The organism is Streptococcus sp. 27098_8_74 (assembly GCF_041431705.1).
In the GTDB taxonomy this organism is placed as follows: Bacteria; Bacillota; Bacilli; order Lactobacillales; family Streptococcaceae; genus Streptococcus; species Streptococcus salivarius_E.
In genome coordinates, this window is sequence record NZ_JAPVYF010000007.1 from 41,558 (window position 1) to 55,541 (window position 13,984).

The window sequence follows — 13,984 nt, forward strand, 5'->3', positions numbered from 1 at the left end:
CATCTCCAAAAACTAGTCGGAGATGTCTTTTTGTCTTACAAATTCTTTTTCTTTTTAGCTTTTTTGGTTAGGGCAAGGTCACAATTTTCAATACTTGAGATAAGGTGGTTAGTCAATTGGAAGTCATCCACTTGGGGATTCAAGTCCACTTCGTAGACCAGTTGCATGGTCTCGCCCCCACCAGTGGTGTTAAGGGAAATCAAGTCACATTCGCTGGTGAAATTGAGCAATGTTTTAGTGATTTTTTGATCAATCAAGTCTTGGTAGGAGACGTTAATGGTCAGGAGTCTACGACGTTGGTTGTCGGTACGACTTTGACGATTTTCCAAAAGGAGCCAAACAGCCAATAGAAAGGCGGTGAAGAGGACAGCCAGTAAGAGATAGCCTGTCCCAGATGCCAGACCAATAATCATGGCCATAAAGACAGCAATCAGCTCTCTGGAACCGCTGGTAGCAGAACGAAAACGAATGAGACTAAAGGTCCCCGCAACTGCAATAGAGGTCCCCAAACTACCGTTAACAAGGAAGATTACTAGGGTCATCAAGCATGGCAGTAGGGTCAAACTAATGACAAATTCTCTGGTGTAGAGGGTTCGATATTTATAAGTCCAGGTCAAGGCCGAGCCTAAAACGAGGCTGACCAGTAAGGCCAGCATGAGTTGAAGGGGACTAGCGGTTGCGGTTGCATCATTAAAGATAGAATTGAAGAGATTAGACATAGGCAGCACCTCCTTTTTCTTGAACTGGATGTGGCCCGTAGTCTAGACCTTGTGACTTATGATAGGCGCAGCTGTATTTTGAGAATTTCTGCTCTTCCAAACCATATTTGTCTAAGATAGCTTGAAGCCAGTCTGGTTTTTGCCCAGGTGCCTTGATTTCCATGATAATCATATCTTCATCTAGAAGGGGAAACCCATGATTTCCCTTAAAGAGACTGACGTCTTCATCACGGTAAGTCAGATTTTGGTCTAGGGTAACACGAACTTTATTGTAGGTATAGCCTTGGATAGTCTCTTTTTCTTTCATTGAAAAACGGTCGTAGTAGATATACATACGAGGTTTGAGACCTTCATCATAACGCTGACGTAAGTGGTGAATATCCTGTAACAGCTGACGATCGGTGATTTGGCTATGATTCTTACCGTCTGTCATCAAGTTAGTGATGGCAAGGGGTGTTGAAACGAGACGAAACTTATGACCGATTCCCTCCTCATCTTTAGCTTTGACCTCTAGAAAGACCTTGCTATCAATTTTGGGATTGGCTAGGTAGGTACGCATGCGGATCTTCTCTTGACGATGATTACCATCAAGGGCATCTTGGATGACATCAAAATTATCCGTATCAAAGTAAATATTTGAAATGGTAGATGTCGGATAATCATCTTCTACCAAATACTCCTTGAGATCAGCGAGCAGGTCTTCAAGATTGTCCTTTGAGACCACATATTTTGTTTCAATACGTTTAAAACGTGTTTCCAATTGTTTAACCATGAAAAAACTCCTTTTATAGATAAGATTCAAAGCCTTCACTTTAAGATTTGGCTTTTATTTTTATAGTAGAAAATTAAGTTGAGGGCAAATGTACTATTTTATATAGCACTCACTTGCTCGCCTATTAGTCTATGGAACTTTTCTGAAAGAAGGCATAAGTCAAACTTTCACCAAACTTAACTTAAGAAAATTTTTAGTTAACCTTCAGAAATGTTTTAGGGAAGTTCCGTAAACTGTAATCATCAAAACGAATCCGAGAGGAAAAATATATGAAATCAAAAAAACTAAAAAAATGGACGACTTTAGTAACCTGTGCGACAGCCCTAACAGTCATGACAGCTTGTAGCCAATCAAACAGTCAAGCAACGGGGACGACGTCAAGCACGACATCAAAAACAAGTGCTGTAACCGCAACAACTAGTAAGAAAACGACTAATAACAACAGCAACTATTTCACTTCAAAAGATTCAGACACAACTTATGATGAAAGTTCTGCCTCTAAGATTAAGTTATCAGGCTCATCTGCGGATGTTTCAGGTGATGGCGTAACGATATCAGATTCAACCGTAACCATCTCCAAAGCTGGGACTTACGTCATTTCTGGAAAATCTGATGGTGTGCAAATCAAGGTGGATGCTGGGGATTCAGATGATGTCCATATTGTTCTAGATGGTGCTACCATGACAAATACAAATGCACCAATCAACGCTACAAAAACCGGGCATGTCTACCTAACGCTTAAAGATGGAACCACTAGCACCCTCTCTGATTCAAGTTCTAATAGTGATGAAGATGCGAATGCCGTGATTTTCTCTAAGGGAGATTTGACCATTAATGGGTCAGGTACTCTTAACATTGATGCCAAGAAAAACAACGGTATTAAAGCAAACGACAGTCTTCATATAACAGGCGGTACCTACAAGATTACTTCAGTCGGTGATGCCTTCAATGTCAATGATGAACTCAATATCACTGGAACAACCATGACCATTGAGGCCGAAGAAGATGCCGTTAAGGTCGACAATGATGACGACACATCGGTAGGGACCATGTATCTGTCTGATAATACCATGACTATCAAGGCTGGTGACGACGGTATTCATGCCTCAGGTGACCTGATTATTGATAGCGGTACTTACAAAGTTGAAAAATCAACCGAAGGTATTGAAGGTAAATCTGTGACTATTAATGGCGGAAATATCGATGTCTATGCAACGGATGATGGTGTTAATGCCGCCAATGCTAATGCCAGTCAAAGTGAAATTGTCTTCAAAATGACCGGTGGAACCCTAAATGTCGAGGTTGGCCAGGGCGATACCGACCCAATCGATTCTAACGGCGATATTATTGTATCGGGTGGAACAATCAATTTGACTGGTCAGTCTGGTTTTGACTTCGATGGTTCAGCGACCTATACCGGTGGTGACATTACTATCAATGGTGAGAAACAAACTAAGATTGAAAACTCAATGCCTGGAGGCGGTGGCCCTCAAGGTGATGGTGGTCCCCAAGGTGGTGGGCAACCAGGTGGCTTTGGCGGAGGTCACTAAAGAGTCATAGGATGAAACAGAAAGGAAGTGCCTATGTATATTATTATTCCAGCTTATGAACCAGATATACGACTGATCCAGGTGGTTCAAGATATTACCATAAAACTCCCAACAGCCCGTATTATTGTCGTTAATGATGGAAGTGGCCCAGACTATGGCGACTATTATGACGAAACAGCCCTCTTCGGGGCAACCGTCCTAAGTCATCCGGTCAATAAGGGTAAAGGAGCAGCTCTCAAGACTGCTTTCGCTTATATTCAAGAAGAAGTAGTCAGTCAGCACCTTTCGGCTCAACCTATTGTCACAGTTGACAGTGACGGTCAACATCTGATTAAAGATATTGTCCGTGTGGCCAAGGCAATCGAGGAAAATCCCAGTCATCTTGTTTTGGGTGCGCGTGCCTTTGTTGGTAAGGTGCCAGCACGTAGCCGCTTTGGAAATAAGGTGACTGCTGGACTCTTCCGTCTAGTAACTGGCCAAAAGGTGACAGATACTCAGACAGGGCTTCGAGGCATGTCAACGGACCTGATTCCATGGTTGCTTAATCTAGATGGCAATCGTTTTGAGTACGAGTTTAACATGTTGCTTGAAGCCAAAAAGTCAGGTCACCAAATCTCTGAAGTCCCAATCGAGACCGTTTATCTGGAGGAGAATAAAAGCTCGCACTTTCGGCCCATTCGTGATTCCATCCGTATTTACAGCCCTTTTTTAAAGTTCTCTGGCACGGCTGTCTTGGCCTCAGTCATTGATGCAACCGCCTTATTTGTGCTCTTTGCCTTAACGAAAAATCTCCTCCTTTCGGTCGTGCTAGCTCGAGTGATTTCGGCTTCCAGCCAGTGTCTACTAAACGCTAATGTGGTCTTCAATCCGACAAGCTCCCTCTTTAGATCAAGTGTTCGCTACTTTATGTTGGTCTTGGTTCTCTTAGCTTGTAACTATTTCTTACTTAGCAGCTTAGTGGCTATTGGTTTGGGACTGGTTCTGGCAAAATTGGTCACAGAAACCTTGCTCTTTTTAGTCAGTTACAGGGTTCAACATAACGTGGTTTTTGCTTAATAGCTGGCTTGAAAATTGCCAAATGATTGCATAGAGATAGCTTAATCAATGACCTCTAAAAACTTTCCTAAAAAATAGAAAAAGACTACCGTTTTCTAGATTCGGTAGTCTTTAATATTTGTCGAAATGTTTTTCAATTTACATTATGATTAAAAAGTTAAAAGGTCTGATAAAGTTTCCAAATACTTGAAAAAAATATGCTATAATGAAATTGTTTGAATTATGTAGATTTTCATTCAAACTAGGAAAATGAAATGAGGACCTAAAATGGGAAAAAAGGTACATTACAAGCTTCACAAAGTTAAGAAGCAATGGGTGACGATTGCCGTCACTTCGGCAGCACTTGCCTCTATTGTAGGTGGTGCTACAGTAGCTAATCAAAAGGTTTCAGCTGATGAAACAACAGAACCAGTTGCTACTACAACAGCTGAAAGCGATGTTGTGGTCGAAACGCATGAAGTAGCGACTCCAGCTACAACGTCTACAACAGATGTTACAGCAGTAACAAATGACAAGGCAGCAACTACAGATACTGTAGCAACTCCAGCACCAGCAGCGGCTACAACTGACACAACCGCTAATACGGCAGCACCAGCAGCGACTGATCGTGCAGCAGTAGCTAATGGTGCGACGACAGAAACACCAGCTACAACAGCGACAGAAACACCAGCTACAACAGCGACAGATACAACGCTTACAGTTGCAGAAAAACCAAAATCTGGTGTTACTGAAAAAGAAGAAACAGCAGCACTCTCTTTGGACAACATCAAACAAGTTGATGGTAAATACTATTATGTCAAAGAAGATGGTTCATACAAAACAAACTTTGCTGTTTCAGTAAATGGCCAGTTGCTTTACTTCGGTAAAGACGGTGCTTTGACAAGCACATCAACACACTCATTCACACCAGGTACAACTAATCTAGTTGATTCTTTCTCTTCACATAATCGTGCTTACGATTCTAAGAAAGAAAGCTTTGAGTTGGTAGATGGGTATTTGACGCCAAATAGCTGGTACCGTCCAGTCACTATTTTGGAAAATGGTGAAAAATGGCGCGTGTCAACTGAGAAAGACTTCCGTCCACTTTTGATGGCATGGTGGCCTGATGTAGATACACAAGTGGCCTACCTCAATACTTTCTCTAAACATTTTAACCTTAACGCAACTTATTCAACCAGCCAAAGTCAATCAGAATTGAATGCAGCTGCTAAGACTATTCAAATTAAGATTGAGCAAGAAATCTCTGCTAAACAATCAACAGAATGGCTTCGTCAAGCAATTTCTTCATTTGTTAAGGAACAAGAGCAGTGGAGTGTTGCAACAGAAAACTATACACAAGCTGACCACCTTCAAGGTGGAGCCCTTCTTTATGTCAATAATGATAAGACACCTTGGGCAAATTCTGATTACCGTTTGCTTAACCGTACACCAAGTAACCAAGATGGTTCTCTAAATGGTACAGGAAGATACTTGGGTGGTTATGAATTCCTACTTGCCAATGATGTTGATAACTCAAATCCAGTTGTGCAAGCTGAGCAGTTGAACCAAATTCACTATCTTGTGAACTGGGGATCAATTGTTATGGGTGATAAGGATGCTAACTTTGATGGTATCCGTGTTGATGCAGTTGATAATGTTGATGCAGACCTTCTCCAAGTTTATACAAACTACTTCCGTGCAGCCTTTGGTGTGGATAAATCTGAAGCCAATGCACTTGCTCACATTTCTATCCTTGAAGCTTGGGATTTAAACGATAATGCTTATAATCAAAAACATGATGGTGCAGCCCTTGCCATGGATAATAACCTTCGTTATGCAATTATGGGTGCACTTTATGGGTCTGGATCTTCTTTGAAAGATTTGATTACTAGCAGTTTGACAGACCGTACAAATAATAGTAAGTACGGAGATACACAAGCTAACTATATCTTTGCGCGTGCTCATGATAACCTTGTTCAAGATATCATTCGTGATATTGTTCAAAAAGAAATCAATCCAAAATCAGATGGTTATACCATGACTGATGCTGAATTGAAACGTGCCTTTGAAATCTATAATGAAGATATTAAGAAGGCAGAAAAACGTTATACTATTAACAATATTCCAGCTGCCTATGCTTTGATTCTTCAAAATATGGAGCAGGTAACTCGTGTTTATTATGGAGATCTTTATACGGATAACGGCCAATATATGGCTACCAAGTCTCCTTACTACGATGCTATCACAACGCTCTTGAAGAACCGTATGAAATATGTTTCAGGTGGACAATCGATGAAAGTCGACACGTTCAATGGAAAAGAAATCTTGTCATCTGTTCGTTACGGTAAAGATATTATGACTGCTGACCAAACTACGGGTGTAGCAGAAACAAGTAAACATTCTGGGATGTTGACCCTTATTGCCAATAACCAGGATTTCTCATTGGGTGATGGTACTTTGAAAGTTAACATGGGTAAACTTCATGCTAACCAAGCCTACCGTCCATTACTTCTTGGTACTGATAAGGGAATTGTCACTTACGAAAATGATGCAGCAGCAGCTGGAAAAATTAAATACACCGATGCTGAAGGAAACTTGTCTTTCAGTGGAGATGAAATCAAGGGGTATCGAACTGTTGATATGAGAGGTTATCTTGGTGTTTGGGTACCAGTAGGTGCGCCTGATAACCAAGATATCCGTGTTAAAGGTTCAGATAAGAAACTTGACAAGACATTTTCTGCTACTGAAGCACTGGACTCACAAGTTATCTATGAAGGTTTCTCAAACTTCCAAGATTTTGTTGAAAAAGATAGCCAATATACTAATAAATTGATTGCAGAAAATGCAGAACTCTTCAAGTCATGGGGAATCACATCATTCGAGATGGCTCCTCAATTTGTATCGGCTGATGACCGTACCTTCCTTGATTCTGTTATCCAAAATGGCTATGCCTTTACTGACCGTTATGACCTTGCCATGAGTAAGAATAACAAATACGGTTCTAAAGAAGATCTTCGTGATGCCCTTAAGGCGCTTCACAAGCAAGGTATTCAAGCAATTGCTGACTGGGTACCAGATCAACTTTACCAATTGCCAGGACAAGAAGTTGTAACAGCAACACGTGCTAATAGTTATGGTACTCCAAAGGCCAATGCTTATATCAATAACACTTTATATGTTGCAAATTCTAAATCATCAGGTAAGGACTTCCAAGCTCAATATGGTGGTGAGTTCCTTGATGAGCTCCAAAAGAAATATCCACAGTTGTTTGAAGATGTGATGATATCAACTGGTAAGAAGATTGATCCATCTGTTAAAATCAAGCAATGGTCTGCTAAGTACATGAATGGTACTAATATCCTTGGTCGTGGTAGTCGTTATGTTCTCAGCAACGATGCTACTGGTCGCTACTATCAAGTTACTGATAATGGTATCTTCTTGCCAAAACCTTTGACAGATCAAGGTGGTAAGACAGGTTTCTACTATGATGGTAAGGGTATGGCCTACTTTGATAATAGTGGTTTCCAAGCTAAGAATGCCTTCATTAAATATGCTGGAAATTACTATTACTTCGATAAAGAAGGTTATATGTTAACTGGTCGTCAAGATATCGATGGTAAGACTTATTTCTTCTTGCCAAACGGTATCCAGCTTCGTGATTCTATTTATCAACAGGATGGTAAATATTATTACTTTGGTAGCTTTGGTGAGCAGTACAAAGATGGTTACTTTGTATTCGATGTACCGAAAGAAGGTACTTCAGAAACAGAAGCTAAATTCCGTTATTTCTCATCAACTGGAGAAATGGCAGTTGGCTTGACTTATGCTGGTGGAGGATTACAATACTTTGATGAAAATGGCTTCCAAGCTAAAGGCACTAAGTATGTGACTCCAGATGGGAAACTCTACTTCTTCGATAAAAATTCAGGTAATGCCTATACAAATCGTTGGGCAGAAATCGATGGTATCTGGTATGAATTCAACGATCAAGGCTATGCACAAGCTAAGAAGGGTGAATTCTACACAACGGATGGCTCAACATGGTTCTACCGTGATGCAGCTGGTAAGAATGTGACAGGTGCCCTTACTTTGGACGGTCACGAATACTACTTCCATGCAAATGGTGCCCAAGTTAAAGGTGATTTTGTTACTGAAAACGGTAAGATCAGCTACTACACTGTAGATAACGGTTATAAAGTAAAAGACAAGTTCTTCGAAGTGAACGGTAAATGGTACCATGCTGATAAGGATGGTAACCTCGCCACAGGTCGTCAAACGATTGACCACCTTAACTATTACTTCAATGCTGATGGTAGCCAAGTTAAATCTGATTTCTTCACTCTTGATGGTGGTAAGACATGGTACTATGCCAAAGATAATGGTGAAATCGTGACAGGTGCCTATAGTGTTGGTGGTAAAAACTATTACTTCAAAGAAGATGGTAGTCAAGTCAAAGGTGACTTCGTTAAGAATGCTGACGGATCACTCTCTTACTATGATAAAGATTCAGGTGAGCGTCTCAATAACCGTTTCTTGACAACTGGTAACAATGTTTGGTACTACTTCAAAGACGGTAAGGCTGTAACAGGACGCCAAAATATCGATGGTAAAGAATATTACTTTGATAAATTGGGACGCCAAGTTAAAGGTAGCCCAATCAGCACACCAAAAGGAGTAGAATACTACGAATCAGTTCTTGGCGAACGTGTGACAAACACATGGATCACTTTCCAAGACGGTAAGACTGTCTTCTTCGATGAAAATGGTTATGCTGATTTCGATAAATAATCAATCAATCTAATCTTAATCTGAGAGATTAAGGGAAAAACGATATGATTTGACTTGAATTTATAGGTGAAATTTCTTGAAAACGAGAATCGTTTAAAGAAATTTCACCTTTTTTTGCTCCTTAAAGAAAAAAATCTGACAAATATCAATTTTGAGTCAGAAAGGCTACAAATGTTATTAAATCAAGTGTTCTAGACATTTTCTAAAAAAATAGTTTCAGTTATCAAATGATATAAAAATGAGAATTGAAAACCTATGAAACAGGCTTATTACAAAAATTTTCTAATATTAATATTATGTTACATATATTTTATAAAAAAACAATTAATTCGAGAAATAGTTAGAAAATAATGATATAATGTAATTGTTTGAAATCGGATAGATTTCAGTCTGATTTTGACAAATAAAATCACGGGGAAAATTATAATGGAAAATAAGGTACACTATAAGCTTCATAAAGTTAAGAAGCAATGGGTTACAATTGCAGTTGCCTCTGCAGCACTTGCTACTGTCGTAGGAGGATTGTCTGCAACAACATCTTCAGTTTCAGCGGATGAAACTCAAGTTAAGACAGTAACTCAACCAAATTCAGATACAACAGCCGACTTAGTTACTTCTACAGAAGCAACCAAAGAAGTCGATAAACGTACAAATACAAAAGAAGCAGATGTTTTAACGCCTGCTAAAGAAACAAATGCTGCCGAAACAGCAACTACAACGAACACACAAGCAACAGCTGAAGCAGCTACAACAGCAACAACTGCTGATGTAGCAGTGGCAGCTGTTCCAAATAAAGAAGCAGTTGTGACAACAGATGCACCAGCTGTTACAACTGAAAAAGCAGAAGAACAGCCAGCTACCGTCAAGGCTGAAGTCGTCAATACAGAAGTTAAAGCTCCTCAAGCTGCTTTGAAAGATTCAGAAGTGGAAGCAGCACTTTCTTTGAAAAACATCAAATACACTGATGGTAAATATTACTATGTTAATGAAGATGGTTCACACAAAGAAAACTTTGCCATTACTGTAAATGGTCAATTGCTTTACTTCGGCAAAGATGGCGCCCTTACAAGTTCATCAACACACTCTTTCACACCTGGAACAACAAATATTGTTGATGGTTTCTCAATCAATAACCGTGCCTACGATTCATCTGAAGCAAGTTTTGAATTGATTAATGGTTATTTGACTGCTGATAGCTGGTACCGTCCAGTTTCTATCATCAAAGATGGTGTGACTTGGCAAGCATCAACTGCAGAAGATTTCCGTCCACTTTTGATGGCTTGGTGGCCAAATGTAGATACGCAAGTTAATTACTTGAACTACATGTCTAAAGTCTTCAACTTGGAGGCTAAGTACACAAGCACAGATAAGCAAGCAGACTTAAATCGTGCTGCTAAGGATATCCAAGTTAAGATTGAACAAAAGATTCAGGCTGAAAAATCAACACAATGGTTGCGTGAAACTATCTCTGCCTTTGTTAAGACACAACCACAGTGGAACAAAGAAACTGAAAACTATTCAAAAGGTGGAGGAGAGGATCACCTTCAAGGTGGAGCCCTTCTTTATGTGAATGACTCACGTACACCATGGGCAAATTCTAACTATCGTCTTTTGAACCGTACGGCTACTAACCAGACTGGTACGATTAATAAGTCAGTTCTTGATGAGCAGTCTGACCCAAACCACATGGGTGGCTTCGACTTCTTGCTTGCTAATGACGTAGACTTATCTAACCCAGTTGTTCAAGCGGAACAATTGAACCAAATTCACTACCTTATGAACTGGGGTTCAATTGTTATGGGTGACAAGGATGCTAACTTCGATGGTATCCGTGTCGATGCGGTAGATAATGTCAATGCTGACATGCTTCAACTCTACACAAACTATTTCCGTGAGTACTATGGTGTAAATAAATCTGAGGCGCAAGCTCTTGCTCATATCTCAGTTCTTGAAGCGTGGAGTCTTAACGACAACCATTACAATGACAAGACTGATGGTGCTGCGCTTGCCATGGAAAATAAACAACGTTTGGCCCTCCTTTTCTCATTGGCTAAACCAATTAAGGATCGTACACCAGCTGTAAGTCCTTTGTATAACAATACTTTCAATACGACTCAACGCGATTTTAAGACTGACTGGATTAACAAAGATGGAAGCACTGCCTACAACGAAGACGGTACAGCTAAACAGTCTACAATTGGTAAATACAATGAGAAATACGGAGACGCGTCAGGAAACTACGTCTTTATCCGTGCCCATGATAACAACGTTCAAGATATTATTGCTGAAATCATTAAGAAAGAAATCAATAAAAAATCAGATGGTTTCACTATCTCTGATTCTGAAATGAAGCAAGCATTTGAAATTTACAACAAAGACATGCTCAGCAGCAATAAGAAATATACCTTGAATAACATCCCTGCAGCTTATGCTGTAATGTTGCAGAACATGGAAACGATCACTCGTGTCTACTATGGAGACCTTTATACAGATGACGGTCACTATATGGAAACTAAATCACCATATCACGACACCATCGTTAACTTGATGAAGAACCGTATCAAGTATGTATCTGGTGGACAAGCGCAACGTTCTTACTGGTTGCCAACTGATGGTAAGATGGACAATTCAGATGTTGAACTTTACCGCACAAGTGAAGTCTACACTTCAGTACGTTATGGTAAAGACATCATGACAGCTGACGATACAGAAGGTTCTAAATACAGCCGTACCTCTGGTCAGGTAACTCTTGTAGTGAATAATCCAAAATTGACTTTGGATCAGTCAGCTAAACTTAATGTTGAAATGGGTAAAATCCATGCCAACCAGAAATACCGTGCTTTGATTGTTGGTACAGCTGATGGTATCAAGAACTTTACATCTGATGCAGAGGCAATCGCAGCAGGTTACGTGAAAGAAACAGACAGCAATGGTGTCTTGACTTTCGGCGCTAATGACATCAAGGGTTATGAAACATTTGATATGTCAGGTTTCGTAGCAGTTTGGGTTCCAGTCGGAGCTTCAGATGATCAAGATATCCGTGTAGCACCTTCAACAGAAGCTAAAAAAGAAGGCGAATTGACCCTTAAAGCGACTGAGGCTTATGATTCACAATTGATCTACGAAGGATTCTCAAACTTCCAAACTATCCCGGATGGTTCAGATCCTTCAGTCTATACTAACCGTAAGATTGCTGAAAATGTTGATTTGTTCAAATCATGGGGCGTAACATCATTTGAAATGGCACCACAATTTGTATCTGCCGATGACGGTACCTTCCTTGACTCAGTTATCCAAAATGGTTATGCCTTTGCAGATCGTTATGATCTTGCCATGAGTAAGAACAATAAATATGGTTCTAAAGAAGATCTTCGTGACGCTCTTAAAGCCCTTCACAAAGCGGGTATCCAAGCAATCGCTGACTGGGTTCCAGACCAAATTTACCAATTGCCAGGTAAAGAAGTCGTAACAGCGACTCGTACTGACGGTGCAGGACGTAAGATTGCAGATGCTATCATTGATCACTCACTTTATGTAGCTAACTCTAAGTCATCAGGTAGGGATTACCAAGCTCAATATGGTGGCGAATTCTTAGCTGAACTTAAAGCTAAGTACCCTAAAATGTTCACGGAAAACATGATCTCAACTGGTAAACCAATTGATGATTCTGTTAAATTGAAACAATGGAAGGCTAAATACTTCAACGGAACAAACGTTCTTGACCGCGGTGTTGGCTATGTACTTAGCGATGAAGCAACTGGTAAATATTTCACTGTCACTAAAGAAGGTAACTTCATTCCTCTTCAATTGACAGGAAATGAAAAGGCTGTTACTGGGTTCTCAAATGATGGTAAGGGAATCACTTACTTCGGTACAAGTGGTAATCAAGCTAAATCTGCCTTTGTTACTTTCAATGGAAATACCTATTACTTTGATGCACGTGGTCACATGGTTACAAATGGTGAATACTCACCAAATGGTAAAGATGTTTATCGTTTCTTGCCAAATGGTATCATGTTGAGCAATGCCTTCTATGTTGATGCTAACGGTAATACTTACCTTTATAACTATAAAGGTCAAATGTACAAGGGTGGTTACACTAAATTTGATGTAACTGAAACTGATAAAGATGGTAATGAATCTAAGGTTGTGAAATTCCGTTACTTCACTAATGAAGGTGTCATGGCTAAAGGTCTTACTGTTATCGATGGTTCCACACAATACTTTGGTGAAGATGGTTTCCAAACTAAAGATAAGTTAGCAACCTATAAAGGTAAGACTTATTACTTCGAAGCTCATACTGGTAATGCTATCAAGAACACTTGGAGGAACATCGATGGTAAATGGTACCACTTCGATGAAAATGGTGTTGCCGCTACAGGTGCTCAAGTTATCAATGGTCAAAAACTTTACTTTAATGAAGATGGAAGTCAAGTTAAAGGTGGCGTTGTTAAGAATGCAGATGGTACTTATAGTAAGTACAAAGAAGGTTCTGGAGAGCTAGTGACTAACGAATTCTTCACAACTGATGGCAATGTTTGGTACTATGCAGGCGCTAATGGTAAGACTGTTACAGGTGCTCAAGTTATCAATGGACAACACCTCTACTTTAATGCAGACGGAAGCCAAGTTAAGGGTGGTATTGTTAAGAATGCAGATGGTACTTATAGCAAGTATGATGCTGCAACAGGTGAACGCTTGACTAATGAGTTCTTCACAACAGGAGACAACAATTGGTACTATATCGGTGCTAATGGTAAGTCAGTGACTGGTGAAGTTAAAATTGGTGACGATACTTATTACTTTGCTAAAGATGGTAAACAAGTAAAAGGGCAAACAGTAAGTGCTGGCAATGGTCGAATCAGCTATTACTATGGTGATAGTGGTAAGAGAGCTGTTAGCACATGGGTAGAAATTCAACCAGGAGTTTACGTTTACTTTGATAAGAATAGTCTTGCTTACCCACCTAGAGTGCTAAACTAATTGATTTAAAAAGGAGAACTTCGGTTCTCTTTTTTATATTTTCTAGGAAAAGGTTCTTTTTGAAAAATACCCTTTCAAGTCGCTTACATGACGGATTTTTAATTTAATATTAAGATGGTAAAAAAGTCATTAAAATA

At 39.8% G+C, this 13,984-nt stretch carries 6 protein-coding genes; 4 read left to right on the forward strand and 2 right to left on the reverse strand.

Annotated features, from left to right (window positions below):
• Window positions 1-35: 35 nt before the first annotated feature.
• Both O3670_RS03990 and O3670_RS03995 read right to left on the reverse strand, forming a co-directional pair.
• Window positions 36-719 (reverse strand): DUF4956 domain-containing protein, encoded by a 684-nt coding sequence (locus O3670_RS03990; RefSeq protein ID WP_371595819.1) that lies wholly within the window; start codon window positions 717-719, stop codon window positions 36-38.
• Window positions 712-1,491, reverse strand: coding sequence for a polyphosphate polymerase domain-containing protein (locus tag O3670_RS03995; RefSeq protein WP_371595820.1), 780 nt, complete (start codon window positions 1,489-1,491; stop codon window positions 712-714). Before O3670_RS03995 ends, O3670_RS03990 begins: the two co-directional genes overlap by 8 nt.
• A 269-nt stretch (window positions 1,492-1,760) precedes the next feature.
• Between O3670_RS03995 and O3670_RS04000 the strand changes: the two genes are divergently transcribed.
• The 4 genes from O3670_RS04000 (at window position 1,761) to O3670_RS04015 (ending at window position 13,847) form a co-directional block, all read left to right on the forward strand.
• Window positions 1,761-3,041 carry a carbohydrate-binding domain-containing protein gene (locus O3670_RS04000; protein WP_175057536.1) on the forward strand — a complete coding sequence of 427 codons (1,281 nt, stop codon included), beginning with the start codon at window positions 1,761-1,763 and terminating at the stop codon, window positions 3,039-3,041.
• A 33-nt stretch (window positions 3,042-3,074) separates the two neighbouring features.
• The gene (locus O3670_RS04005) at window positions 3,075-4,097 is read left to right on the forward strand and encodes a glycosyltransferase (RefSeq protein ID WP_175057537.1); all 1,023 of its coding nucleotides are present in this window, start codon (window positions 3,075-3,077) and stop codon (window positions 4,095-4,097) included.
• 267 nt (window positions 4,098-4,364) lie between these two features.
• On the forward strand, window positions 4,365-8,864 hold the full coding sequence (locus tag O3670_RS04010) for a glycoside hydrolase family 70 protein (RefSeq protein WP_371595821.1): 4,500 nt from the start codon (window positions 4,365-4,367) through the stop codon (window positions 8,862-8,864).
• A gap of 426 nt (window positions 8,865-9,290) precedes the next feature.
• Window positions 9,291-13,847 carry a glycoside hydrolase family 70 protein gene (locus O3670_RS04015; RefSeq protein WP_371595822.1) on the forward strand — a complete coding sequence of 1,519 codons (4,557 nt, stop codon included), beginning with the start codon at window positions 9,291-9,293 and terminating at the stop codon, window positions 13,845-13,847.
• Window positions 13,848-13,984 lie beyond the last annotated feature (137 nt).